Origin of the sequence: Methylobacterium sp. NPDC080182 (assembly GCF_050281105.1) — a bacterium.
GTDB lineage: Bacteria > Pseudomonadota > Alphaproteobacteria > Rhizobiales > Beijerinckiaceae > Methylobacterium.
Genome location: NZ_JBNNWO010000002.1, coordinates 105,584 through 129,309 on the forward strand (window position 1 = coordinate 105,584; position 23,726 = coordinate 129,309).

The 23,726-nt window shown below is 68.7% G+C and carries 22 protein-coding genes and 2 tRNA genes; 9 read left to right on the plus strand and 15 right to left on the minus strand.

All coding sequences use genetic code 11. The annotated features are described in order from the left end of the window. Positions 1 to 214 precede the first annotated feature (214 nt). Positions 215 to 412 (plus strand): hypothetical protein, encoded by a 198-nt coding sequence (locus ACQKQD_RS03680; RefSeq protein ID WP_091980151.1) that lies wholly within the window; start codon positions 215 to 217, stop codon positions 410 to 412. Between the two features lie 55 nt (positions 413 to 467). On the opposite strand, the gene ACQKQD_RS03685 is transcribed toward ACQKQD_RS03680, so the two are convergent. Further along, on the minus strand, positions 468 to 755 hold the full coding sequence (locus tag ACQKQD_RS03685) for a hypothetical protein (protein ID WP_427507513.1): 288 nt from the start codon (positions 753 to 755) through the stop codon (positions 468 to 470). A 123-nt stretch (positions 756 to 878) separates the two neighbouring features. Here ACQKQD_RS03685 and ACQKQD_RS03690 point away from each other — a divergent pair, with 123 nt between their 5' ends. Next, a complete protein-coding gene (locus ACQKQD_RS03690) occupies positions 879 to 2,699 on the plus strand; it encodes a hypothetical protein (protein WP_427507514.1) in 1,821 nt (606 codons plus the stop codon). Positions 2,700 to 2,777: 78 nt separating this feature from the next. On the opposite strand, the gene ACQKQD_RS03695 is transcribed toward ACQKQD_RS03690, so the two are convergent. Both ACQKQD_RS03695 and ACQKQD_RS03700 read right to left on the minus strand, forming a co-directional pair. After that, on the minus strand, positions 2,778 to 3,464 hold the full coding sequence (locus tag ACQKQD_RS03695) for a hypothetical protein (RefSeq protein ID WP_427507515.1): 687 nt from the start codon (positions 3,462 to 3,464) through the stop codon (positions 2,778 to 2,780). A gap of 350 nt (positions 3,465 to 3,814) precedes the next feature. Further along, positions 3,815 to 4,771, minus strand: coding sequence for a class I SAM-dependent methyltransferase (locus ACQKQD_RS03700; protein WP_427507516.1), 957 nt, complete (start codon positions 4,769 to 4,771; stop codon positions 3,815 to 3,817). A 694-nt stretch (positions 4,772 to 5,465) separates the two neighbouring features. On the opposite strand from ACQKQD_RS03700, the gene ACQKQD_RS03705 reads away from it, so the two are divergent. Beyond that, positions 5,466 to 5,963, plus strand: coding sequence for a DUF6894 family protein (locus ACQKQD_RS03705; protein ID WP_427507517.1), 498 nt, complete (start codon positions 5,466 to 5,468; stop codon positions 5,961 to 5,963). 89 nt (positions 5,964 to 6,052) lie between these two features. Here the strand turns inward: ACQKQD_RS03705 and ACQKQD_RS03710 are convergent, their stop codons facing one another. Continuing rightward, on the minus strand, positions 6,053 to 6,829 hold the full coding sequence (locus ACQKQD_RS03710; RefSeq protein ID WP_244603161.1) for a sigma-70 family RNA polymerase sigma factor: 777 nt from the start codon (positions 6,827 to 6,829) through the stop codon (positions 6,053 to 6,055). Between the two features lie 113 nt (positions 6,830 to 6,942). Here ACQKQD_RS03710 and ACQKQD_RS03715 point away from each other — a divergent pair, with 113 nt between their 5' ends. From ACQKQD_RS03715 to ACQKQD_RS03730, 4 genes are all read left to right on the plus strand, one after another. After that, a complete protein-coding gene (locus tag ACQKQD_RS03715) occupies positions 6,943 to 8,403 on the plus strand; it encodes a helix-turn-helix transcriptional regulator (RefSeq protein WP_427507518.1) in 1,461 nt (486 codons plus the stop codon). A gap of 216 nt (positions 8,404 to 8,619) precedes the next feature. Beyond that, positions 8,620 to 8,802, plus strand: a complete 183-nt coding sequence (locus ACQKQD_RS03720) for a CsbD family protein (RefSeq protein ID WP_427507519.1) — start codon at positions 8,620 to 8,622, stop codon at positions 8,800 to 8,802. A gap of 94 nt (positions 8,803 to 8,896) precedes the next feature. Then, the gene (locus ACQKQD_RS03725) at positions 8,897 to 10,312 is read left to right on the plus strand and encodes a TAXI family TRAP transporter solute-binding subunit (protein ID WP_427507520.1); all 1,416 of its coding nucleotides are present in this window, start codon (positions 8,897 to 8,899) and stop codon (positions 10,310 to 10,312) included. 63 nt (positions 10,313 to 10,375) lie between these two features. Continuing rightward, the gene (locus ACQKQD_RS03730) at positions 10,376 to 10,852 is read left to right on the plus strand and encodes a YidB family protein (RefSeq protein WP_026605449.1); all 477 of its coding nucleotides are present in this window, start codon (positions 10,376 to 10,378) and stop codon (positions 10,850 to 10,852) included. A gap of 63 nt (positions 10,853 to 10,915) precedes the next feature. On the opposite strand, the gene ACQKQD_RS03735 is transcribed toward ACQKQD_RS03730, so the two are convergent. From ACQKQD_RS03735 to ACQKQD_RS03780, 10 genes are all read right to left on the minus strand, one after another. Then, positions 10,916 to 11,902, minus strand: a complete 987-nt coding sequence (locus ACQKQD_RS03735; RefSeq protein ID WP_331299645.1) for an ABC transporter substrate-binding protein — start codon at positions 11,900 to 11,902, stop codon at positions 10,916 to 10,918. 138 nt (positions 11,903 to 12,040) lie between these two features. Then, the gene (locus tag ACQKQD_RS03740) at positions 12,041 to 13,306 is read right to left on the minus strand and encodes an adenylate/guanylate cyclase domain-containing protein (RefSeq protein WP_020096376.1); all 1,266 of its coding nucleotides are present in this window, start codon (positions 13,304 to 13,306) and stop codon (positions 12,041 to 12,043) included. After that, positions 13,303 to 13,701, minus strand: coding sequence for a response regulator (locus ACQKQD_RS03745; protein ID WP_020096377.1), 399 nt, complete (start codon positions 13,699 to 13,701; stop codon positions 13,303 to 13,305). Before ACQKQD_RS03745 ends, ACQKQD_RS03740 begins: the two co-directional genes overlap by 4 nt. Next, positions 13,698 to 15,776: a sensor histidine kinase gene (locus tag ACQKQD_RS03750; RefSeq protein ID WP_427507521.1), complete on the minus strand. Its 2,079-nt coding sequence runs from the start codon at positions 15,774 to 15,776 to the stop codon at positions 13,698 to 13,700. The genes ACQKQD_RS03745 and ACQKQD_RS03750 overlap by 4 nt, the downstream gene beginning before the upstream one ends. Beyond that, entirely contained in the window at positions 15,773 to 16,750 is a 978-nt protein-coding gene (locus ACQKQD_RS03755; RefSeq protein ID WP_056527425.1) for an ABC transporter substrate-binding protein, read from the minus strand. Before ACQKQD_RS03755 ends, ACQKQD_RS03750 begins: the two co-directional genes overlap by 4 nt. A 123-nt stretch (positions 16,751 to 16,873) precedes the next feature. Then, on the minus strand, positions 16,874 to 19,183 hold the full coding sequence (locus ACQKQD_RS03760) for a TonB-dependent receptor family protein (protein ID WP_427507522.1): 2,310 nt from the start codon (positions 19,181 to 19,183) through the stop codon (positions 16,874 to 16,876). A gap of 56 nt (positions 19,184 to 19,239) precedes the next feature. Further along, positions 19,240 to 19,632, minus strand: coding sequence for a DUF2946 family protein (locus ACQKQD_RS03765; RefSeq protein WP_427507523.1), 393 nt, complete (start codon positions 19,630 to 19,632; stop codon positions 19,240 to 19,242). 25 nt (positions 19,633 to 19,657) lie between these two features. Next, entirely contained in the window at positions 19,658 to 21,034 is a 1,377-nt protein-coding gene (locus ACQKQD_RS03770; RefSeq protein ID WP_427507524.1) for a PepSY-associated TM helix domain-containing protein, read from the minus strand. Positions 21,035 to 21,073: 39 nt separating this feature from the next. Further along, on the minus strand, positions 21,074 to 21,433 hold the full coding sequence (locus ACQKQD_RS03775) for a hypothetical protein (protein WP_056527437.1): 360 nt from the start codon (positions 21,431 to 21,433) through the stop codon (positions 21,074 to 21,076). A 153-nt stretch (positions 21,434 to 21,586) separates the two neighbouring features. Next, a tRNA-Gln gene (locus tag ACQKQD_RS03780) sits at positions 21,587 to 21,660 on the minus strand. A 178-nt stretch (positions 21,661 to 21,838) separates the two neighbouring features. Here ACQKQD_RS03780 and ACQKQD_RS03785 point away from each other — a divergent pair. Next, positions 21,839 to 21,928: transfer RNA gene (locus ACQKQD_RS03785), tRNA-Ser, on the plus strand. 72 nt (positions 21,929 to 22,000) lie between these two features. Then, on the plus strand, positions 22,001 to 22,225 hold the full coding sequence (locus tag ACQKQD_RS03790) for a hypothetical protein (RefSeq protein WP_427507525.1): 225 nt from the start codon (positions 22,001 to 22,003) through the stop codon (positions 22,223 to 22,225). Between the two features lie 384 nt (positions 22,226 to 22,609). Here ACQKQD_RS03790 and ACQKQD_RS03795 read toward each other — a convergent pair whose 3' ends face one another. After that, complete coding sequence (locus tag ACQKQD_RS03795) at positions 22,610 to 23,059, minus strand: MucR family transcriptional regulator (protein WP_427507526.1); 450 nt, start codon at positions 23,057 to 23,059, stop codon at positions 22,610 to 22,612. Positions 23,060 to 23,726 lie beyond the last annotated feature (667 nt).

The following is a 23,726-nucleotide window of genomic DNA, read 5'->3' on the forward strand; positions in this document are numbered from 1 at the left end:
TCAAAAGATGCCTACGCGCCGATCGGGTTGCCGGCTCAGCGCGTCGTGCGAATCTCCGAACGATCGCTGCCGAGCGTCGCAGCCTGTGATCGGCGGGGATATCGGGGATGGAACGCGATCCCACCGACATAGGATGTTGCGCGGCGCAACCCATTAACACGGCGCGACTTTCCGCCGGGCATGATCGCACGATGCCTCAGCCTGCGAGTTCGCGATGCATTTCAGGATCCAAGCCACCGGACAGCATCTCTGGACCTGGGTGCTCCTCGACGCGACCGAGATGACGGTGGCCGAATCCGATCGGTCGTTTCCCTCCCGGACGCAGGCCTCGGCGGCGGCTCTAGCCTTCGCGAAGCTGGTCGCGCGCGCCAGCCGCTCGCTGAACGGGGGCGCGTCGAGCGGCCTGCTGTAGGTGATCGCGTCCGCTGCAACCCCGCTGCGGGTTCTCGCGCCGCGGCCGCGGTCGATCAGCGCCAGCGCTCCTTCATGCAAGCGAGCAGATGGACGGTGCGCATACATCCCTCGCGATCTGACTGGGTGCGCGCGTTGACCATGCAGGCATCCATTCCCAGGGCCAGCAATTGACGATCAACGTCCGTCGTGCGGGCGCAGGAGAAGATCGGCTGAAAGCCCTCGAACCGGCTGACCTGCCAGAAGATCGCGACGAACGCCGTCAAGCAGAAGCCGAAGACCATTAGTCGGCTGTCGTAGAACCAGTGCCTACGCTCTCGGTTGTCGACGCCGCGCACGCGCATCCCTGTCCTCATCGCGCAGTCGTATGCCATCGTATCACGGACGGCTCCGCCCTGGCACAGGCGGGCCCCGCCACGCGGCGCGTGGCGTCGCGCGGGAAACACGCGGAAAACGGGATCTGAACTATGCGCCGCGGTCACCTCATCGCCCTGTGCCTCGCGCTGAATGCAGCTCGCGCATGGGCCCTGGATGCGCGAACGGTTCCTCCCGCGCACGAACCGGAGCGGCCTCGTCCTGCCGAGAATGGCAGACAGTGGCGCGGTTCGAGCGACGCGCGATCCGAGGCGAATGCGGCGGCGACCCTGCCGAGCGGCAGCGTCCTGAGCCTCGTCCAGCTGGCAGACCCGGTCGACAGCCCGCTCGTCGCCAAGTTCAGGGCCGTCCTGGCGACATACGATGATTTTGCCGCCCACGGTGATGGCAAGGCGTGGACAGAGTCCGCGGACGTGTGTCCCGCCATCAACGCCGCGTCGGCCTTCCTCGACGCCCGCGGAGGCGGGACCCTGGTCCTGCCTCCCGGCGTCGCCCGATGCGCGACGTCGCTGCGCGCGCCCAACATGTCCCGGATCAAGATCATCGGCCAGGGGGCAGGCGCCTTCTCCATCGCGGGAACCGAGCTGAAATGGGTCGGTGCGCTCGGTGTCGTGATGCTCGATCTTCGGAGCATGACACCCCAGACACCGGTGACCGCCGTGACGCTTTCGGACCTGACGCTGAACGGGAATGGACGAGCGAAGACCGGACTGCTGGTGCGCGGGCTGAAGAACTCCAGGATCGACATCATGGTGCGGGACACGACCGGTCCGGGCGTCGATATCGACGTCGACGAGGCTCGTGGTCCCCTCGCCAAGGGCCTCCTCACGGGATCCGTCTGGGCGGCGTTCACACCCGGTTCCGGCGGCCGGAGCGGGACCTACTCCGGTGTTTTCCTGGTGAGCGCCGGCATCGACACAGGAGAGGGCGCCAAAGCGACGATCACGGTCAAGGACGGGTCCGTGTCCACCATCGACGTTACGGAAGGTGGATCGAATTACGTGTTGGGCGATGTCCTGACTGTCCGGCCTTCCGACATCGGTGGGACGCGGGACGTAGCCATTACCGTTGCCAACTCCGGCAACGCCGCGTCCTCGTTCCTCGATACGTCGCAGAACGAGTGGAAGCTGCGCGTGACGCAGCAGGGCAGAGCGAGCCTGCGCGCGCAGGGCGTCCGTATCGGCCCTGGATCGCCTTGGCTCGACACCAACTCGAGTCAGTGGATCAACGTTCTGACGCTGACCCAAGAGGGAACAGGGTTCGAGATCGGCAACGCCGATACCAACGAGTTCATCTTCATCCGCGCCGATCGCGAAGGACGGACCGGAATTGGGATCGACCTGAAGGCCGGAGCCTGGACGTCGCCGTCCGCCGCGCGGGCCAATCGCTTCGGTACGATCTCCGCCACGGGCGGCTTGGTCGCGCGCGGGGGCGCTCGGCCGAGCGTCAGAAATGTCGTGGCCAAATACAATACCGAGAGCGGTGAGGCGCCGCCGAAATGGGAAGATGGTGCGGGCGTCAATATTACCGATGACAGCGGCCAGCCCATCGGGAATACGGGCTTTACGACGAACCTCGCGCGAACCGTCTACACGCCCGTCGTCGCCCGCGGCGGTACAGCCGCCGCGACTGTTTCGGCAACGGCCGATTACCGCCGATTCGGTCGCGAGATCCTCGGCATCCGGCTCGACGTCAGGGTAGTCGGCGGCTCGGGCTACATCACCGCATCGCTTCCCTGCCTGCCGTTCAAGGATACGGTCCTGACAGGATTCGACCGGGCGACCGGTCGATCCGTGCAGGGACGGATCGGTTTCGCCGATCCGAAAGTCTACATCTACAGCATGGACGGGACGGTGCCGGCGACCGCCAATGCCCAGCCTCTGCTCACCGGCGATCTGGAATGCAAGGATTGACGCCCAAGCCAGCTTCCATGATCGCGGTCTGACGTCGGCCGCATAGCTCCTTTCCTGCGAGCGGGGAGGACCCGTCGATCAGAGCTGACGCCCCGGAGGCAGGACAGCCCGGGCCAATTCCTGGCCATCCGCGCTGCGGCGAAGCACGATGGTCTGCTCCACGTCTTTGCGCAGCGGTGGAAAGAACGCGTATGTGAAGCCGTGATGCGCGTTGCCGATACCCGCCTCGCGTAGATCCGGACGAAATTTGCCCGCGATGACCGTATTGACGGTTGATTGATTGACGACGATGGCGATCACGGTCGGTGAGTGAGGGGTGGAGGGCGTGAAGGCCCAGCCGCGGATCCGGCTGTGGTCGGCCTCGTCGATGAAGCCCTGCAGCGATACGGGATCATGCCCTCCCGGCGACGCGGGCGTGCCGTGAGCCGGTGCAGATCCGGTCTTTGTCACCGCACCCATCGACAAGGCGGCGCGGGCGTAACCGCTTCGTCCTTCGGCAAGACCGTTCTGCAGAAAGTGGAGCAGCGGATTCTGTTCCGCGACAGCAACGTCCGGGTTCGCGGCCAGATAGCCTGTCGTGCTGAAACCTGGGCTCGGGTCACGCCCTTCCTTCCAGCCATGTTCGAGGAAGTGTTTCAGCGGATCCAGGCCGGCTTCGCGAACATCGGGGTTGCGATCAAGGTAGTAGGCCGGGTCGAAGCCGGGGAGCGGGTTGCCGAACAGGGGGCGGCGCTGATTGGATGAGAGGGGCAATCGGAACTTCATGGGTCATCCGAGCACGTCAGGGCTCGTGCTCGGTCTACCATTGCGGGTGAGGCCGCAAGCCCGGCGAACCGATTTCGAGGTGGCACGAAAGTCTCAGCGTCAGATGTGTCGCTGGCTCGCGGCGCGAGATCGATCTTGGGCCTCGCCGCTTCCGCGGGCTTCCGCGCTACGTCGATAGCTCCGCGTGTCGGTGGCTCGCTCGAGCCGCGAGCGTTGACCGTTCGCGGAGGACTGGATCCGATCCTCGCCATGCGCGATGGAGTGGAGGCGCGGTATTGCGAAGCGTCCGCCGCAGACCATCGCGCATCGAGGCTGGTGGGTGCCGAGCCATCACCGGATCGAGACGTGATCTACGTGCCTGTCCACGGTGCGTTTTCCGGTTGACGGCTGGCTACGATATGGAAGCCGAGTTCCGGATTGGCGTGTGCGTCCCAGTCGTAGGCGCGGGGATTGCCCGAACCACGCGGATAGTCGCGAAGCTGGAACGGGCTCTGGACCGGGTCTAGTCCTGACGCCGCGAAGGCGGTCTCCCACCAAGTGCGATCGCGGATCGTCGCGTGAAACTCGTGACCCGCCGCGTCGCAATCCGCGAAGGTCGCGATGGAGGCCACTACGACTCCGCCCGGTCTCAGGTGCTGGTGGATCGAATGCAGCAGTGTGGGCAGGTCCGTTTCCGGTATGTGCTCGAACAATTCCCAGGCCGTCACCAGATCGAACTGCTGGACCGCGCCGGCGCCGTCCTCGACGCGAAACGGGAATCGTACGTCGGCAGTGAACAGCCGGTCCGGAATGGTGCGCCACTCGGCGCGCTGCTCCTTCCGCGACCAGTCCGAGCCCTCGATCCCGATCGAGAAATGTCCGCGCCGTGTGAAATCCCAGACGAGCCCTCCGCCGGCCGAACCGACATCGAGGTGACGCAAGGGGAAACCGAAATGGGTTTCGCACGCCGCGACGAAGCGGGGCGAGCGCGTGTTGTCAGCCGCTGTGCCTCGCGGAAACAGATGGTCGGGCGTGTCGCCGGCAAGCGGGTTCGCTGTCGCGACACGCAAGTCGACTGGTTCGACCGCGCTTCCTCTGATCAAGGTCTCCAAGATATCTCGCTGCCGATCCTCGCATTCGAGGACGAATCGATCGAATCGAGCCTTGAAGTTATTCCAATTGATCGAGTCATAGTAGCAGTGTGTCTGCAGCGCCGAGATGCGTCCCAAGAGATCGTCGAGCTTGGCGTCGATGGCCGCGACCCGATCGGAGAGTGGGAGGTCGGGCTGCTCGATAGTTGTCGCGCGAGCCGCGTCGCTGTTGTCCACCAACCCACTCCGTTAACGCGCACGAGCCCAGCAGAACGACAGGCGTGATCGCGCATCTCCACTGTTCAGAGATATCTTAAGCCAAGCGGAGAGAGAAATACATTCATGTGAGGATTTCGGCGGAGCCGCCTGTGGACGAATCGCTGTATAATTGGGAAATTTCGCGCAGAAGTTAGTGTTTCAGATCGGGCTCCTATATTATAAGGTTGCTGACAACAACTCCGAGTTGATTTATGTCCGAGTTTGGCGGGGATGCTGTCATTGTGATTGGGCGCGTCGGATGGCCGACGGAATGGGACATCGGCGACGTATCCATTACCGGCCCGGGCGAAGGCGCCGCTGAGATCCGATAGGCTTTCGATCAGACTGCGCGGTGCGTGGCGCGCGAGGTCCCGTCAGTCGACACGTGCAGGCTCACGAGATTGTGCCTCTCCGCGTGCGCCAGATCTCGCGATCCGAGCGCTCGACCGCGTTCCGATCGCTGGATGAACCATCGACCAGCTACCGCGCGAGACGGATTTCGGCGCCCTGTGTTCGCTCTTCACGCGGGATACTCGATCCGTCGGTCGCTCGAGTAGCGTTAATTTCAGCCCGTCCCGTCGAACGCGCACCGATTGTCAGGACGTTCTTGCGGACCGGAGTTTTGCCGTATACCCCACATCGGAGAGCCAACGCGCGATCGAGGGCCGGGGGGATGCCGCTGGTTGTCATCTTAGCCGCCCTGTGCGGCGGACTGGCTGTGCTTGCCTTTGGCTGGCAAACGTTCGGCTTCTACACGGTAATACTCGCGTCCTGTGTCGCCAGTTCAGCCGCCGTACTGGTGGGTGGCGGACGCGCGCTCCTGAAGGTCGCGAGGTCCCGGACTTCGCAGGATCCGGCGAAGATCTTCGACATCGACAGGCTCACGAGCGGCGACCGCAGCGACTTTCGGCTCGTTCCGCGGCGCCTCTACTTCGACATCGAGCACGGTCGCGAGATCATCAAGGACGAGATCGGCATCGAGGCCGCGAGCATCGACCAGGCGCTCGACGACGCCCGGAGCGTGATCCGGGACATGGTCCAGGAGCTCGCCGACGAGGGCTACGCGGAGGACTGGGTGCTGGTCGTGCGCGATGCCAGAGGGGCTTCGGTCGCGCGCCTGCCCATCGAGCGGACGCCCGCGCAGACACGGCCCGACCGCCGCTCCGCCTGATCGATCGGGTGCGGCGTTCGCGTCCCCGCGATTGCTGGCTCGCGACCATGGCCCAGCATCCTGCGCCGGCCACCGGAGTCGCGCGTGTGTCAGCGCTCGCCCAGCTCGTGAAGCAGGCGGTCGCGGGCGCGGCTGACCCGGCTCTTCACCGTGCCCGGCGGGCACCCGATTACGGAGGCCGCGGCCTCGTAGGCAAGACCGTCGACGGCCACGAGGATCAGCGCCTCGCGATAGGCCGGGTCGAGCCGATCGATCGCGGCCCGGACCTCCTTCAGGCCCATGCTGTGCTCCTGGGCGGCCGGTTCGAAGAGGGTGACGGCGTGCGCGCCGTCGGGATCGGGGACCTCGAAGCGTCGCTTGCGTCGTCCGTTGATGAAGCCGTTGCGCAAGATCGTGAACAGCCAGGCCACCAGGCTCGTGCCGGGCTGGAAGCGCTGCCGGTGCTCCCACGCCTTGAGCAGCGTGAACTGCACGAGATCGTCGGCCTCGACACCGTCGAACGTCAGCGACAGGGCGTAGCGGCGCAGGCGCGGCACCAGGGCGATCAGATCGTCCTTGAACGCACCGGGAACCTGCCGTTCGGACTCGGCGGCATCCAGGGCCGCGGACAGGCGGCCCAGCACGCCGGCCAGCCGTGAGCTCATCTCGATCGGTGCAACTTCTGAATAGTACTGGCGCAGCCGATGACCGAGTTGCGCCTGGATATACGAGATGACGGGATCGGACGCGCCGGCCGGATCGCGCTCTTCGACAGCGGGCTTCACGGTGAAGCTCTGGGCTCGATGGGGTGGAGACAGCGTCGCGACGGGCACGACATCTCGCGGGAGGGCTGCGAACTTATCTCTGGTTGATCTCGACGACGTCAATGATGCAGGTATACCAGTGAAAATTGCGGATCGGGCGGAACCTGCTTGCGCGCAACCCGTTTGTGCCCCGCTGCGAGGGGCGCGGCGTCGAGGCGGCGGGGACCGGACGGATCGTGACGGCGGGTGTCGACAGGCATGAGCTCCGGCAGATCATCGCCGGCCTGAGCGAGGGCGTGATCCTGGTCGAGCCCGACCAGACCATCGCCTACGCCAACGCGGCCGCCCTGGCGATGCACGGTGCCGAGAGCCTCGACGAGCTCGGCCCAACCGTCGACGCCTATCGCGACCGCTTCTGCCTCCGATACCGCAACAATCACGAGCCGGAGAACTACCCGATCGAGCGCGTGATCGCCGGCGAGACCTTCCACGACGTGGTGGTCGAGGTCACGCGGACAGACCGGCCCGGTGTCGAGTTCGTTCACTCCCTCAGAGGCTTGGTCGCCACCGACCGCGACGGCAACCCGAGCTGCCTCGCGCTGATCCTGAAGGACGTCTCCGACCAGTTCGAGGCCGAGGAACGGTTCGAGCGCACCTTCAACGCCAACCCGGCCCCGGCGGTGATCACGCGGCTGTCCGACCTGCGCCACGTCAGGGTCAATCTCGGCTTCCTGGAGATGACCGGCCACACCCGCGACGCCGTCATCGGCCGCAGCGTCTACGAGGTCGACGTCCTGGCCGGCGCGCGCAACCGCGACCTCGCCGTCGCGCGGCTCAATGCGGGCGGCACGATCCCGCAGATGGAGGCCTGCCTCGACCTGCCCGACGGCGGGCGTCGCTTCGTGATCGTCGCCGGGCAGCCGATCGAGATGGGCGACGAGCCCTGCATGCTGTTCACCTTCGCGGACCTGGAGCTGCGCCGGAAGGCCGAGGCCGCCCTGCGCCAGAGCGAGGAGCGCTTCGCCAAGGCGTTCCGGCTGACGCCGATCCCGACCGTGCTGGTGCGGGCCGAGGACGGCCAGGTCACGGGCGTGAACGAGGCGTTCAGCCGGGTCTTCGGCCTGGGCGAGGACCGCGTCGTCGGCCGCTCGCTGGAGGAGGCCGGCCTGTGGGTGACGTCGTCCCAGCGGGAAGCCTTCGAGAAGAGGCTGGTGAGCGAGGGCTACGTGCTGGGCACCGAGGTCTGCCTGCGCCACGAGAGCGGCGCGAACCTCGACCGCCTGGTCTCGGCCGAGCGGATCACGATCAACGACGCCGATTTCCTTCTTCTGGTGCTGCAAGACATCACCGAGCGCAAGCACTCGGAGCGGGAGCTGTTCGACGCGATCGAGACGGTGATGGCCGACACGTCGTGGTTCAGCCGCGGGCTGATCGAGAAGCTGGCGAACCTGCGCCGGCCTGGCCGGGAGGGCGGCGACGCAGGGGCGCCGAACCTGACCGTGCGCGAGCGCCAGATCCTCAACCTGATCTGCTCGGGGCTCAGCGACGACGCGATCGCGCGCAAGCTCGGGCTGTCGCGCAACACGGTGCGCAATCACGGCGCCGCACTGTACCGGAAGCTCGGAGTCCATCGGCGGACCGAAGCGGTTGTTTGGGGCCGGGAGAACGGATTTCCACTCCAGGGACCCGGTGGCTGAATTTCATTGTACTGGTAATTTGGAACTATTGATCCACCAGACGTCGCCATCATCTGACCGCCATCTCACCGTCGGCGGACCGTTCCCCGGTCACCCGGTGATCCCCTCGGCCCCCGCGTGCATGCGGGGGCCGTCTATCCCGGTGGGCCGCGCGCCCGACCGGACCTCTCGACCGACGAGTACGACCGCCACCACGACCGTGAAGGAGCGCACGCGATGAGCAGCACGACCGACAAGATCAAGGGCTTGGCCAACGAGGCGGTGGGCAACGTCAAGCAGGCGGCCGGCAAGGCGACGGGCAACGACAAGCTGGTGGCCGAGGGCAAGGCGCAGAAGACCGTCGGCGACGTCAAGGACGGCGCCAAGTCCGTCGCCGACAAGATCACCGGCAAGCACTGAGCCCGTCCCGCGGCGCCGTCCCCTCGGCGCCGCCCTCAGGCCCTCGCCCGGCACGGTGCCGGGCCTGGCCGCTCGATGCGCGAGAGCAGAGCCGATGCGGCGCTTCGCCAGCCTCTTCCTGCGTCAGGAATTCGTCTTCCTGATGCTGGCCATCCTGCTGAGCGTCGGCGCGGGCGTGGCCTACTGGGCGTCGCGGGCCACCGTCCTGACGATCGCTGTCGCCCCGAAGGACGGAACCGAGCCGGCCCTGATCCAGGCCTACGCGGACGCTCTGGCCAAGCGCCACAAGGAGATCCGCCTCAAGATCCTGCCCTTCGACGACGTGCGCGACAGCGCCGAGGCGCTGGGCGACGGCCGCGCCGATCTGGCGATCGTGCGGCCGGATGTGGAGCTTCCGGATAATGGCCTGACGCTGGCGATCCTGCGCGACCAGGCGATGATCATCGCGTCGCCAGAATCCGCCGGGATCGCCCGCTTCCCCGATCTCGACCGCAAGCGCCTGGCGATCCTGGCCCACAGGGACGCCGACGAGGCGCTCATCCGCGCCATGCTGGAGCATTACGGTCTGACGCTGGTGACCACCGAGCCGGCAGGCGCGCTGCCGCCGCGCCACGTCGCCCTGGTCGAGATGGCCGAGAGCGACCTGGGCGCGGCCTTCGCCCGGAAGCGGGTCGACGCGGTGATCTCGGTCATCGCGCCGACCGCGCCGACGGCGCAGCGGATCGTCGGCCTCGTCCAGGCGGCCAGCCGCGATCGCAAGATCTCCTTCGTGGATGTCGAGAACGCCGAGGCGATCGTTGCCCGTCTGCCGCGGCTGCAGGTCGTCACCATGCCGGCCGAGACCTTCGGCGGCAGCCCCAAGGTGCCCGACGCGGAGGTTCGCACGGTCGGCGCCTCGTACCGCCTGATGGCGCGCGCGAACCTCGCCCGGTCGGTGGCGGCCGACGTCACCCAGCACCTGTTCGAGCTGCGCAGCGCCATGGCCAACGTCACGCCCGCGGCCGACTATTTTCAGGCGCCCGCCTATGACGGGACCGTCGGCGCGACGAGCGCCCGGCTGCCGATCCATCCCGGCGCCGTCGACTATTACGAGCGCGAACAGCAGAGTTTCATCGAGCGCTACGAGACCTGGATCTACCTGCTCGCCTTCCTCGGCGGCGGTATCGGCTCCGCGCTCGCCTGGATCGGCCAGCGCCTGTCGCGCCTGCGCCGGGAGCGCGTCGAGGAAGCGACGGACCGCCTGCTGAGGATCCGCCAGGAGGCGCAGGAGAAGACCGACCCGGCGCGTCTCGAGAGCCTAGCCCGGGAGATCGACGATCTCGCGGGCGACATCGCCAAGCACGCCCTCGAGCGACCGACCGAGGCGCGGACCATGTCGGCCGCGGCGATCGCCATCGACGCCGCCCGATCGACCGTCAAGCGCGCCATCACGACCGGCCGGAGCGCGGAGGACGGGTCCGCGTTGGCTGGCCGGACGGTCGCGAGCGACGCGGGCCCGAGCGGGGCCTGACCCATTGCGGCGGATGACCGCCGTACCACCCGGGCCGAGGGCCCGCCTCAAGAGGACGACGCGATGAGCAAGGGATACCCTTCGATGACCGCCCTGCTGGGCCTGCTGGCCGTGGCCGGTTACCAGAACCGCGACCGGATCGCCGAGTGGCTCGGCGGCCACGCCAAGGACGCGTCCCGGTCGCCGGCGCCGCAGGTCCCGCCCGCGACGGGTTCGACCATCCCGGCGAACCTGGATCGGCTCCTCGGCGGCGCCAGCGCGGGCGGCGTCGGCGGCCTCATCGCCGGGGGCCTGACCGAGCTGGTCGACCATTTCACCAAGGGCGGTCACGCCGAGACGGCCCAGTCCTGGATCAATCACGGGCCGAACCGCGACATCCCGACCGCGGATCTGGAACGCGCCATCGGACCGGACACGCTCGCGGCCCTGGAGCAGCGCACCGGCCTGAGCAAGAGCGAGCTGCTGGCGCGCCTCTCGCGCGACCTGCCCTCGGCCATCGACCGCTACTCGCCCGACGGACGCCTGCCGGCTTTCAGCTGATCCGCTCCATCGCGGTCGTCGCGGCGGTGCCGCCGCGACGACCGGCACCGGTTCCGGCGGCCGCTACTCGACCAGCTCGTCCACCTTCGCCATCAGCGAGGGCGAGATGGTCAATCCCAGGGAGGCGGCCGTCGTCAGGTTGAGCAGCGTGATGAAGCGCTCGCTCGCCTGCACCGGCAGGTCGCCGACCACCGCGCCGCGCAGGATCCGATCAATGTAGCCCGCCGCCCGCTGCACGTCCTGCTCGACGCTGGTCGTGTAGGCGGCGAGGCCGCCGAGATGGACCGGCGCCGCGTAGGCGTACACGGCCGGCAGGCGGTGGGTCGCCGCCAGATCGACGATCAGCTGGCCGTACACCCCGGTCACCGCGTCCGGCAGCGCGATGAGGCCGCCCTCCGGCTGGGCGGCGAAGCCGGCGATCGCCGCCTCGATCTCGGCCGCGTCGTGCACGCCCGCGATCCGGGCATCGATCCCGAGTGCCGGGCCGATCCGGGCCATCTCGGCCGTGTAGCCCGCCAAGCGCGCCCGGTAATCGGGGTTGATGAGGGCGAGCGCCCGCGTCACGCCGGGGCTGAGTTCCTTCAGGAGCTGCAGCCACTTGCCGACGAGGACGAAGTCGAAGTTGGTGAAGCCGGTGAGGTTCCCGCCGGGCCGCGACAGGTTCGTCACGAAGCCGCCGCCGACCGGGTCCTGAAGCATCATGAAGACGATCGGAACCGTCGTGGTCGCCCGCTGTAGCGCGGTCGCGCCGACGACGCCCTGCGCGAGCACAACGTCGGGCGCGCGGGCGACGATCTCCTCCGCCTGGACGCGCATCCGTTCGGCGTCGCCGTTGCCGTACTGCAGGTCGACCGTGAGGTTCTCACCCCAGATCCAGCCGGCCCGCTTCAGGCTCTCCTTCAGCGTCTCGACGATGACGGGACTGTCGGGATGCGCCTCGCCGTAGACGAGCAGGATCCCCAGGCGACGCTGACCCTTCGCCGGCGCGGCGGCGAGGGCCGGCCACGCGGCCGCGCCGCCGAGGGCCGCGATGACGTCGCGCCGTCTCATCCGCCGGTCTCCCGTCCGAACCCGTTCCGAGCATCGCCGATCGGGAGGGATTCCGATCGCACGCCCTCGGACGGTAATAGGCGCTGCCTTAAAGCGGGGCTATCGGGGCGGGCGACGGGGAAGCCGGGCGCGCGCGACTCAGCGGACCTCGACCCGACTGCCGCTGCCGCCGTTCAGCAGCCGCTTCAGGTGGAAGGCCGCGACGCCGTCGTCGGGGCGCAGACCGACCAGGGCCGCGAAGGCGGCCAGCGCGCCGGCCTCCCCGGTATCGAGCTTGGCGTAGGCGTCCTGGTACTGGGCGAGCAGCGCGTCGCCGTAGGCCGCTTCCGTCAGGGGTTCGTAGGCGCGCAGGGCCGTCTGCTTGCCGCGCAGGAGGAGGTCGCCGAGGGGGCGGCCGCGGAACTGTCCGGCGCGGATCACGACGGCGTCGCTGACGCAGATCCGCGTGCCGAAGGCCTTGTTGGCGTTCTCCAGACGGGCGGCCGTGTTGATGGTGTCGCCGTAGGCCGTGTAGTCGAAGTAGCGGCCGCCGCCGAAATTGCCCACGATCGCCGGTCCGGCATGGACGCCGATCCGCGTCACGCCGATCTCGATTCCCCGCTCGCGCCAGCGATTGCGGAAGCCCTCGGCCGCCTCGTCCAGGGCGAGGGCGCAGGCCACCGCCCGCGCCGCGTGGTCCGGCTGATCCCCCGGCGCGCCGAACAGGACGTGCAGGGCGTCGCCGACGATCTTGGCCACCGTCCCCTCGTGGGCGAAGACCACGTCGGTCATCTCGGCGAAGTAGCCGTTGAGGATCTCGGCGAGCTGCGCGGGGTCGAGGCTCTCCACCAGGCTGGTGAAGCCCGCGATGTCGGTGAACAGGGAGGCCACGTCGCGGCGGTGGCCGCCGAGTTCGAGGCCCGACGCGTCCCCCGCGAGCCGCTCGGCGAGGTTCGGCGAGAAGTACCGGGCCAGGGAGGCGTGGGCCCGCTCGGCGAGCGATTGCCGCCGCCGCCCCTCGCGCAGGTCCTCGACGTGGCGCAGCGTCCGCTCGATCGTCGTCTCGAGGTCGGCGAAGTCGATCGGCTTCGTCAGGAAGTCGAAGGCGCCCCGGTTCATCGCCGTGCGGATGTTCGCCATGTCGCCGTAGGCCGAGACGATGATGATCGAGGGGCGCTCGGCCAGCTCCTGCAGCTTGGCGAGCAGGGTCAGTCCGTCCATCCGCGGCATGTTGATGTCGGAAACGACCAGATCGACGTCGCGGCTCTCGGCCAGGCGGTCCAGCGCCTCCTGCCCGTCGTGGGCGAACAGGAACGTGACGAGGCCCTGCCGGATCTGGCGGCGGAACTTCTGGGTGATCAGCGCCTCGAGATCCGGCTCGTCGTCGACGACGAGGATCTTGGCGCTCGGGGCGCCGGGCGTCATTCGGTCCCCGCGAAGGCGGACAGACGGCGATCGATCTCGGCCTTCAGAACGGCGAAGTCGATCGGCTTGGTGATCAGGCCCACGGCGCCGGCGGCGCGGACCTTCTCGCGCGTCTCGGCGTCGCCGTAGGCCGTGATCATGATCACCGGCACGTCGGGGCGGGCCGCGCGCACCAGGGGCAGCAATTCGAGGCCGGTCATCCCCGGCATGTTGATGTCCGACAGCATCAGGATCAGGCTCGGCTCGTTCGAGCCGTTGATCCGCTCCAGGGCCTCCGCGGCCGAGTGCGCGAAGGCCATCGCGAAGCGTCCGGCGCGCAGCTCGCGGCGAAACTGCTGCCGGAACAGGTCCGTCACGTCGGGTTCGTCATCGACGACGAGGATCAGGACGTTCATGGCTGGCTCTCAGTCTCGGTCGCCGCCTCGGTCGCCGGCTCGGTCACCAGCTCGGCCGCCGTCACGGTCGGTGGCCGAGGCGGCGCGTCCGGCGTAACACTCTGCCGCGGCAGGGTGATGATGAATTCCGTGAAGGCACCCGGTTCCGTGGCGACGTCAACCGTTCCGCCGTGCTGCTTGACGAGGATGTCGTGGCTCAGCGACAGGCCGAGCCCCGTTCCCTCGCCGGCCGGCTTGGTGGTGAAGAACGGGTCGAACATCTTGGCCTTGACGCTGTCCGGGATGCCGGTGCCGTTGTCGCGCACCCGGATCTCAACGCCGTCGCCCCGGTCCCGGGTGGCGACCGAGAGCGTGGGCGCATAGCCGGGTTCGCCGTCGGCGGCCCGCTTCTCGGTGGCGTAGAATCCGTTCGACATCAGGTTCAGCAGGACCCGCGTGATCTCCTGTGGGTACAGGTCGGCGAGGCCGGCCGCCGGATCGTAATCGCGCACGAGGGTCACGTTGAAGCCGGGTTTCGCCGCACGGGCCCCGTGATAGGCAAGATTCAGGCTCTCCTCGACCAGCGAGTTGACCTCGACAGGGCGATGCTCGCCGGACCCGGTGCGCGAGTGGAGCAGCATGTTCTTGACGATCGAGTCCGCGCGCTTGCCGTGCTGGACGACCTTCTCGAGATTGCCCTTGAGCAGGCCGGCGAGTTCCTCGACCTCCGCGCGCGTGTCGGGGTCGAGGGTCGTCGGTTCGAGCAGCTCCCGCAGCTCGTCCACCAGCTCGTTCGAGAGCGACGCGAAGTTGTTGACGAAGTTCAGCGGATTCTTGATCTCGTGGGCGATGCCGGCGGTGAGCTGTCCGAGCGAGGCGAGCTTCTCGGACTGGACGAGCCGGCTCTGCGCCCGCTGGAGATCGTCGAGCGACCGGTTGAGGTCGCGGGTCCGCTCCTCGACCTTGGCCTCGAGCGTCTCGTAGGAATCCTGGACCCGGCTCGCCATCGTGTTGAACCGGTGCGCGAGGGTCTCGATCTCGTCGCCGGTGCGGATCACGATCCGCTCGGACAGGTCACCCGCGCCGAACCGCTCCGCCCCGTCCTCGAGCTCGCGGATGGGCACGACCATGCGCCGCGCGAGGAAGGTGCCCGCCACCGCCGCCAGCAGGACGCCGAGACCCATCAACGACGTGGTCTGGATCACGGATTCGAGTGCCGGCCCCATGGCGTCGCGCAGCGATTCCTGCACGAAGACGATCCAGTCGACCCGCGGGATGGTGGCGTGAGCCGCCAGCACCCAGCCGCCGTCGAGGCCGGTCGTGATCTCGTAGTCCTGACCCGCCATGCGGGAGCCGGGCAGGGCCGCCGCGACCTCGGGCAGGCCGGAGAGGTCGGTGTCGCGCAGGACGAGGCTCAGATCCGGGTGCGCGATCAGGCGACCGGTCGCCGTCGTCACGAAGGCGTAGCCGTGCTCGCCGACGTTGATCGCGCTGACGACGTCCCAGATCAGCTTGAGATTGACTTCCGCGACGGTCACGCCCGGGTCGCGGCCGGCATGGGCCACCGAGACGGTCATGTACGGCTCGGACCCGCGCCGGAAATAGACCGGGCCGAACCACGTCTTCTGGGCGAGCGCCTGGGTGAAGCGCGGCGAGGTCGAGAAATCCTTGCCGCTGGCGACGGCGTCCGGCTCCAGCCGGGAGACGCGCAGCTGCTCCTTGCCGGCCGGATCGAGGTACGCCACCTCCGTGATGGCCGGCGCCTGGCGCAGCAGGCGGATGAAGTCGTAGCGCTGCTGCTCGGGGGAGACGCGCCGCCACTCGGCGCGCGTCGTCCAGCCGATCTGGCCCTCGATCGAGGATAGGAAGGCGTCGACGCGCTCGGCGGCGGCGCGCGCCTTGGTGCGCTGCGTCTCGATCGCGGTCCGCTTGGCGTCCTGGTAGTTCAGCGTCAGGTCGACGGCGCCGTTGATGAGCAGCACGAGGCTGACCAGGCCCACGAAGGCCACCGCGAACTTCCCCGCGAGCGGCAGGCGGAACCAGCGCGGCGGCGCTGTCGCGGCCGGCGGGGAGGCTGTCGGGCGCGGCGCCGTCATTCGACGATCTCGTCCGCCTGGGCGAGGAGCGCCGACGAGATCGTCACGCCCATGCTGCGGGCCGTCTTGAGATTCACGATGAAGTCGAACTTCGTGGGCGCCTGGACCGGCAGGGTCGCGGGGTTCTCGCCGCGCAGGATGCGGCCGACATAGGCGGCGGCCCGGCGGACCGTCTCCACCGGATCCGGTCCGTACGACATCAGGCCGCCTCGGTAGGCGAAACGCCGGATCGCGAAGACCGCGGGGACCCGGAGACTCGTGGTGAGCGCGACGATGTGGTCGCCGTTGGCCTCGCTGAACGTGCCGGGGGCGACGATCAGGCCCCCGTCGCCCCGCCGCGCGAGCGCGGCGATCACGGGCTCGATCTCGGCCGCCTTGTCGATCTTCACCACCACCGGCTCGATCCCGAGCGCGGCCGCGGTGGCGCGGAACGGCTCGGCATAGAGGTTCTCGCCGCGGATCTCGGTGCTCGGATTGGACAGGAGCGTGACGTGCCTGAGGCTCGGAACAGCCTCCTTGAGGGCCGCCACCCATTTCCCGCCCAGCGGCGCCTCGTAGAGCGTGAAGCCGGTGATGTTGCCGCCCGGGCGCTGGAGACTCTCCACGTACCCGAAGCGGACCGGGTTCGAGGCGCCGACGAACACGATCGGGATCTGCTTCGTCAGAGCTGCCACGGCCGTGAGCTGCGCGCTGAGGTAGGCGAAGATCACCTGCGGCTGTGCGGCCACGAGTTCGGTCGCGAGGAGACGCGTGCGCTCGCGGTCGGCCCCGGTCCAGCGATCGTCGACCCGCTGATCGGGATGACCGTGGTCGCGCAGGCCGGCATGAAACGATTCCGCCAGCACCCGGCCCTCGGGATCGCCCTCCGCGAACGGCCAGAGGGCCGCGACATGGGCCTGACCCTGCGCCAGCACGGTGCGCGGCCACCCGGCGAGCGCCAGGGGCAACCCAGCGAGTACGGTTCGCCGCCTCATCGGACCATCGCGCCACATCCCCGCCCACGGCCCCGCCGCGCGCTCAGGCCCCGCCCTGCGATCGACTGCCGAAGCATAGTGTACGCTCGACGGCGACACCACGCGCGAGCCGCCGCGCAGTTATCAAAATGCCAGCCGCATGCCGCCGACGATGTTTCGCGGAGCACCCGCGAAGACCGATCCCGTGGTGGTCGCCAGCACGGCGGCGCCGTTCTGGAGTCCGGTCGTGCCGCTGATGCTGTTGGCGAGGTTCTGCGCGGAGGCGACGTAGGTCGTGTCGAACAGGTTGCGCACCTCGACGTACAGGCTCAGCCGCTTCGCGTAGCCGCCCGTCAGCTCCGTGGCGTAGTGCAGGTTGGCGTTGACCACCGCGTAGCCGGGCGCCTTCAGCAGGTTGGCGTTGTCGAGGTAGAAATCGCCCTGGACGACCGTCTCCACGAAGGCGCCGAGACCCGCGAGCGGGCCGCTCGGCACGTCGTAGCCGAGGCGGGCGAGGAGCTGGTGGGCCGGAACCCCGGGGATCCGGTTCCCGGCCCGGTCGAAGGACCGGCTCAGGCTGCCGGCGCTGAGCTGCTCGGTGTAGCGGGTGTAGATCTGGTCGTCGAACGTGTAGGCCAGCGTTCCGCGCCAGCCGGGCGCGAAGGCCCAGTCGGCGCCGACCTCGATGCCGCGATGCTCCGAGGCCGGCGCGTTGAACGTGTAGGCGAGGAGGCCGGCCCCCGGCGATTGCGAGACCAGCTCGTTGCGGAAGAACTCGTAGAACACGGTCACGCTCAGGCGGAGATCGGTCACCGGGCTCCACTCGGCGCCGAGATCGAAGCCGAGGTTCTCCTGCGTCCGGAGCTGCGTGTTGTTGCCGGGCAGCCCGGCCGGGGTGATGAACAGGTTGCTGGCGGCCGGCGTGGTGTAGCCGGTGGCGACCCGGCCGCGCAGCGCCCAGGCCGCGTCCGGCCGGTAGACCAGGGCCAGTTCGGGGGCGACGTTGAGGAAGGACCGGTTCGCGTCCGCCACCGTCCGCGTCGTGCCGCTCGCCGCGTACGCGTAGGCGACGTTGCGCCCGGTGATCGCCGTGGTCTCGGCGCTCAGGCCGAGGATGCCGGTCCACTGGTCCGACAGGCCCAGCTCCAGTCGCGCCCGGCCGCCGAGATTGGACTGCACCGCCGACTGATCGCCGATCAGCGCCCCCAGGCGCGGGCCGACGTAGGGGGCCCGGTTGAAGGTGGTGATGTGGTTGTCGATCGTGTTGTAGGCGAGCGCGACGTAGCCCGTCGCCGGCAGGCCGAACACGTCGCCCCGCCGGGTCAGGTCGGTCAGGAAATTCCAGGACGGGTAGGAGCCCCGCGACGCGGTCGTGTAGAACGGCTGGTCGAAGTTGCGCTCGTCGAAGCCGAGCTGCGTGCGCCACGTGGTGAACGCGTCGATGTCGTGCTCCCAGCGGGCGGCCACGATGGTCCGGCGGTCGTTGCGCCCGAAGCCGCCCTCGTCGGCGGTCACCGGCACGGTCGCGCCGAAGGCCCCGTTCCGGAACAGGTTGAAGGTGGTGCAGCCCGGGGCCGCGCTCGCCGCGGCGGCGCAGCTGCGCTGGTACGGGTTGATCTGGTACTGGGCCAGCGACGCGCGGGCGGGCAGGTTGGCGTCGAGGGTGTTGTTGATCACCTTCAGGGTGAAGCGGTTGTCCGGCGTCGGGGTGTAGCTCGCGAGCAGGTTGATGGTCTGCGTGTCGTAGCTCGCGTGGTCTTGGTAGCCGTTCGCGCGGACATCGCTGGCGAACAGACTGATCTCGAACGGGCCGCTGACGCCGCCGACGGTGAAATAGTTGCTGAGGTAGCCGAAGCTGCCGGCATCCACCCCGATCTCGTAGCCGTCGATCTCCCGCCCGGTGCGTGTCCGGAACGCGATGGCGCCCCCGGTGGCGTAGTTGCCGAAGAGCGGCGATTGCGGCCCGCGGAACACGTCGATCCGGCCGTAGGCGCGGGGGTCCGTGAGGTCGAAGCGCGACGCCCCGTCCGGCTGGGTGAGGATGAAGCCGTCCTCCAGGACGACGGTGTTCTTGATCACGCCGGTGGAGCGGGCGTTGTTGCCGCGGATCGAGATGACCACGTCGCGGCCGCCGTTCCCCTGCCGCACGGTCACGCCGGGGCTGTTCACCAGGACCGAGCCGATGCTGGTCGCCGGCCGGTTCGCGATCGTGTCGTCTCGGCCGATGCCGGTGACGATCTCGCCGACCGGGTGCTCGATCACCGCGGGCGCCGAGCCCGGCGGCGCCGCCACTCCGAAGGCCGGCGCGGCGGGCCGGCCCGCAACGGGCGCGGCCTCGCCCTCCACGGAGAGTTCCTCGAGGGTGACGGCGGCCTGGCCGAGGGCGGGGAGGGGGCTTCCGGCGAGCAGGAACGCGAGGGCGCCGCCGCGCAGGACGGGGGAGTCGGAGGTCATCGGAGGTCTCGTCTGATCGATGGGGCGAGCGGCGGCGCCGCCCGGAGGACGGGCGATCAGGCGGCGCGGGGCGGCCCGCGGGGCTGGCCGATGACGGCGGGGACCGACGCGGTCCGGACGGGGGGCGGGATCGGCCACGCCACCGCCGTCCAGCGCAGGCGGCGCGCGAGGCCGGGCGCGTGCGGGAGCAGCGGCGGGACGGCGCCGGCGCGACATAGCCGGCAGAGGGCGCAGGACCCCGGTGCCGACGCGCCAGGGCCGACCGCTGCGTCACCGGCCTGATCCGGCGCGTGCCCGCACACGATCTGGCCGGGCAGCGCGCCCCGATCCGCCTGCGCCATCCGGAGCGCGACGGCCGGCGCGAGCGCCTGGATCCAGAGCGCGAGCGCGATCAGCACCGCGCCCGGGAGGCCCGGGCGCCCGCGTCTCAGGCGTGGAGACGTGTGCACGGGCACGGCGCCCGCCCGCACCGGCTCAGCGCGCCCACCGTCTTCGGAGCCGGCCCGCGGCGAGGTCGAGGCCGACCATGGCGGCGATGGCGAGCCCGGTCAGCGGGAAGAGCGCCCCGAGCCCGAGGATGATCGCGGTCACGGTCGCGGCCACCCGCCGATCCGCGGGCCAGGGTGGCGCGCCGAGGCCGCCGGCCGGGCGCCGCTTCCACCACATCGTCCCGGCGGTGACGGCGAGCAGGAATGTGGCGAGGCAGAAGCCCAGCATCGCCAGCTGGTTCGCACGGCCCCAGTGCTCGCCCTTGTGGATGCCGATCCCGTACTGGATCGCCCGGCCGACCGGTCCGAGATCGGTGAAACGGACGTCCACCAGCGGGCGGCCGGAATACTGGTCGAGGGTGATGACCCGCTGCCGCGTGACGTCGCGCGGGTAGATCGCGGCGGCGTAGACGCCGTCCGCGCCGACGGGCAGCGCCAGCTCGAAGCCGGGGGGCATCCCCAGATGTCGAAGGATCGCCACGGCTTCGTCGATCCCGACGCTCGCGGCCGCGGCCGGCACGGAGCGCGGCACCGGCGCGTCCTGCAGGGTCCACCCGGCATCCTCCAGCCGGTCGCGCAGCGGCACCGTCGAGACCGGCCGATTCGCCCAGAGCGCGGCCGGTTGCCCGAGGCCGGCGGCGTTCGACCACGCGCGCAGTTCCTGCCCCCACCAGATCGACCAGGGCAGGCCCGTGAGGGCCAGGAAGAGCAGCCCGCCGCCGGCCACGAACCCGGTGACGGCGTGAAGGTCGCGCCACCACACGCGCCGGCGCGGGCCGCCGCGCACCGTGACGACGCCGCCCGCGCGGCCGCGGGGCCACCAGAGATACGCGCCGGTCAACACCAGGACGATCGCGAAACCCGCGACGATCTCGATGACGGCGTTCGCGAGGGGACCGACCAGGGCGAGGCTGTGCAGTCCGCGGACCACCGCCATGAACTCGCGGTCACGGTCGACGCGGTCGAGCACGTCGCCGGTATAGGGGTTCAGGTAGACGTGGATCCGGCGGTCGCCGGAAGCGAGCGTCACTCGCGCCGCGGCGTCCGGCGCGGCCGGGTCGATGTAGGTGACGGGCGCGCCGTCGGGCACGGCCTGCAGCGCGTTGAAGATCAGCCGGTCCGGGCCGATCGGCGCCGTCGCCTGCGGCGCGACCCGGGTCCGGTACGCGAACAGGCTGCCGTTGATCTCGTCCTTGAACAGGTAGAGCGCGCCGGTGGCCGAGAGGCCGATCAGGAAGGGCAGGCAGAGCAGGCCGGCGTAGAAGTGCCACCGCCAGACGGCCCGATAGACGGCGTCGCGGGACAGTCGCCGCGTTGCGGACGCCCCGTACGCGGGGGCGTCGCCGTGGAGAACAATCGACATGATGGGAGGTCCGGGCCTGAACGATCGGGAGCGGGATCGTCAGGCCTTGGGTGGACCTCGCGCGGTGCCGGTCGAGGCCGGCGGGCCGGTCGTCGGGATCTCGGATTCGGGGCGCCACGCGCGGCGCGTCTCGGCGGCGACGGGCCAGCCGGTCTCAGTCGGGTCGACGGTCGGCAAGACCAGCGCGCCGGCCTGCACGAGCGTGCAGCACGGATGAGCGTGCACCACCGGGCCGGCGGGGTCACTCGAGGCGTGACCGGCGCAGATCACCGCGTCCGGATCGACCCGGGCCTGTGCCGGGATGGCGAAGCCGAGGAAGGCTTGGAGCAGCAGCGCGTAGAGCGCGACCAAGCCGATGATCGCGCGCCCTCGAACCGTGAGAGGCTGGCACCGGCGCATGGACCGATCTAGGCGGCCGCGCCGCGGCGCGTCAACGGCCGACCGCTGTTCGGTCCGTGCCAGACCCACACCTCGCTGAGGATCAGAGGAGGATGCGCCGGGCTCTGGGCAAGAAAAAACCCGCCGGATCTGAGATCGGGCGGGCCGGCGCGGTGGCTGGGGGACCTGGATTCGAACCAGGACTAGAGGAGTCAGAGTCCACCGTTCTACCGTTAAACTATCCCCCAATCAGCCGTGAGCCCTGCGCATCCGGTTTCGAAGATGGCGGGGCAGAGCCCGCAGCGCATCGAGCGGCTCCGGGCGTGGGCGGTGAGATAGGCGGAATGGTTCGGGAGGTCAACCGGTTGTTCTGCTGTTGACGCCACCTCGGCCGCGGCCGTAACCGTGAGGTCGCGGATGCTGCCAGGAAGGGTGGCCGAGTGGTTTAAGGCAGCGGTCTTGAAAACCGCCGTGGGGGCAACTCCACCGTGGGTTCGAATCCCACCCCTTCCGCCAGCAGGCCTGGATCGTGGACAGAGTCCCGCCGTTTGGCGGTCCACCCCACCGTCTGCCCCACCCTGGGACTCGTTGGCTCAGGAACCCAAGACCGTCTCCGGACTGCGCGAGGCCGCCGAGATCACGGATCAGGCGATCGACGCCGCGGTCGACGTGGTGCTCGCGGATCTGGCGACCGAATCGTACCCGTTCACGAAGGGCTGCGTTCTCGACCTCATCGAGACGCTCGGCATGAACACTCGCGCGGCCGAGCCGCTGACCGCCGACAAGCCTGTCTGGAAGCGCATCCTGATCTGAACCGCAATCCTGCGCGCCCATCCGGTGAAGGGATGAGCGGGTTCATCGCCTGCCGGGCCGATCGGCAACACGGGTTCAATGACAACACGCATCTCGTCGCGGTTGGCGATCACCAAATCGTCGGAGCGGGCAGCGTCGTCACGAAGAACATACCGCCGAATATCGTCGCCGCAGGCGTGCCCTGCCGGGTCATTCGCCCGATCACGGAAGGGGATCGCACCGGCTTCAGATCGGTCCAAGATCGGCAGCGGGCCGGATGGCGATGTCCGCTCCTTTGCCTCTGCCCCCTGAAAGCGGACCGGGGCAGAACCACTCTGGCCAGCCATCACCTTTCGAATATTTCGCGAACGTCATGACTGGGCACGAAGCGTCGGAATGCGCCCGCTATCCGGCTGCAGTTTCCGGACCGGGATCGCGCTGGGACCGACCCTGAGCCAAGTTCCTGGCGATCCTGGACCGCTTCGCCGCGTAGGCAGGAGCGACCATCGGGTAGTCGTTCGGCAGGCCCCACTTCGCCCGGTACGTCTCCGGCGTCAAACCACAGGCGGTCAGATGCCGCTTGATCGTCTTGTACCGCCTACCATCCTCGAAGCTGATCAGTGCCTCGCGTGTGATCGACGCCCGGACCATCACCGGTGTCGCTTTCCTGTCTCCATCCGCGGTCGACGGATCGGTGGGCTGAAGGCCGGTCAGGGCAGCGGCCGCCGTCGCGATCAGCGCCGGCATCTCCGAGGCTGCGACGCGATTGTGAGACACGTAGGCCGCCACGAGGTTCGCCGTCATTGCGCTGTAATCGATGGAGACGTTGCATGCGTTGGCCGCATCATTATTCATTTCTCTGTCTACTCCCGCACATTTCGGTCGAAAATTGTCTATACGCCTTAGAAAGACGCGGCGCATATGAAATCTAATCCACATTAATGTAATGTATTCATAATGACTACTTTAGGTAAAGGCACTCGCGTTGATCTGGCTATCGGTGGTTGATATCCGGGCGATACAGCGCTTCGAGGCACTCGGAATCGCGTGCTTAGGACAATGCGCTTATCGTGATTCAACGCAGGGTGGCGTCGAGCGCATGACGCGCCTCACAGCAGGCCGCGTCTTGCAGGCGGCTCGACTCGTCACGAGGCGATCAGAATCGCTCACCGCGTTTCCGCCCTGACGAGTCTGGATCCCTTCCCGACGCCCGCGGCCGGTCGCATAACAGCGCTTCAGCGCCGGATTTTGTCTGCTCGGAACAGGGCCCTGTCAGCGTGACTATGCTCACGGCCAATCGCGACCCAACCGAGACGGCCGGAACGGAGCTGACGGCTCCTGAAAGCGGCCTTCCACGGATCGTCGGACTCTATCGATTGAATGCGGTGTCACATCCCGGAACGCGATTGCTGTGGGCCAAGTCTTCTGGATCTCTATAGAGAGCGTCAGGGCCTCGGGTGCGGGCTTCTTCCAGGAGATATCCGGTAGCCGGGATGAAGCTGCAAGTTTTCGGCAATCGCCG

What these genes read in the sequence shown, in the direction of transcription:
- ACQKQD_RS03680 (WP_091980151.1), top strand. Translation starts at nt 215, where the DNA reads ATGCATTTCAGGATCCAAGCCACCGGACAGCATCTCTGGACCTGGGTG.
- ACQKQD_RS03685 (WP_427507513.1), bottom strand. Translation starts at nt 755, where the DNA reads ATGCGCGTGCGCGGCGTCGACAACCGAGAGCGTAGGCACTGGTTCTAC.
- ACQKQD_RS03690 (WP_427507514.1), top strand. Translation starts at nt 879, where the DNA reads ATGCGCCGCGGTCACCTCATCGCCCTGTGCCTCGCGCTGAATGCAGCT.
- ACQKQD_RS03695 (WP_427507515.1), bottom strand. Translation starts at nt 3,464, where the DNA reads ATGAAGTTCCGATTGCCCCTCTCATCCAATCAGCGCCGCCCCCTGTTC.
- ACQKQD_RS03705 (WP_427507517.1), top strand. Translation starts at nt 5,466, where the DNA reads ATGCCGCTGGTTGTCATCTTAGCCGCCCTGTGCGGCGGACTGGCTGTG.
- ACQKQD_RS03720 (WP_427507519.1), top strand. Translation starts at nt 8,620, where the DNA reads ATGAGCAGCACGACCGACAAGATCAAGGGCTTGGCCAACGAGGCGGTG.
- ACQKQD_RS03725 (WP_427507520.1), top strand. Translation starts at nt 8,897, where the DNA reads ATGCGGCGCTTCGCCAGCCTCTTCCTGCGTCAGGAATTCGTCTTCCTG.
- ACQKQD_RS03730 (WP_026605449.1), top strand. Translation starts at nt 10,376, where the DNA reads ATGAGCAAGGGATACCCTTCGATGACCGCCCTGCTGGGCCTGCTGGCC.
- ACQKQD_RS03735 (WP_331299645.1), bottom strand. Translation starts at nt 11,902, where the DNA reads ATGAGACGGCGCGACGTCATCGCGGCCCTCGGCGGCGCGGCCGCGTGG.
- ACQKQD_RS03740 (WP_020096376.1), bottom strand. Translation starts at nt 13,306, where the DNA reads ATGACGCCCGGCGCCCCGAGCGCCAAGATCCTCGTCGTCGACGACGAG.
- ACQKQD_RS03745 (WP_020096377.1), bottom strand. Translation starts at nt 13,701, where the DNA reads ATGAACGTCCTGATCCTCGTCGTCGATGACGAACCCGACGTGACGGAC.
- ACQKQD_RS03750 (WP_427507521.1), bottom strand. Translation starts at nt 15,776, where the DNA reads ATGACGGCGCCGCGCCCGACAGCCTCCCCGCCGGCCGCGACAGCGCCG.
- ACQKQD_RS03755 (WP_056527425.1), bottom strand. Translation starts at nt 16,750, where the DNA reads ATGAGGCGGCGAACCGTACTCGCTGGGTTGCCCCTGGCGCTCGCCGGG.
- ACQKQD_RS03760 (WP_427507522.1), bottom strand. Translation starts at nt 19,183, where the DNA reads ATGACCTCCGACTCCCCCGTCCTGCGCGGCGGCGCCCTCGCGTTCCTG.
- ACQKQD_RS03770 (WP_427507524.1), bottom strand. Translation starts at nt 21,034, where the DNA reads ATGTCGATTGTTCTCCACGGCGACGCCCCCGCGTACGGGGCGTCCGCA.
- ACQKQD_RS03775 (WP_056527437.1), bottom strand. Translation starts at nt 21,433, where the DNA reads ATGCGCCGGTGCCAGCCTCTCACGGTTCGAGGGCGCGCGATCATCGGC.
- ACQKQD_RS03795 (WP_427507526.1), bottom strand. Translation starts at nt 23,059, where the DNA reads ATGAATAATGATGCGGCCAACGCATGCAACGTCTCCATCGATTACAGC.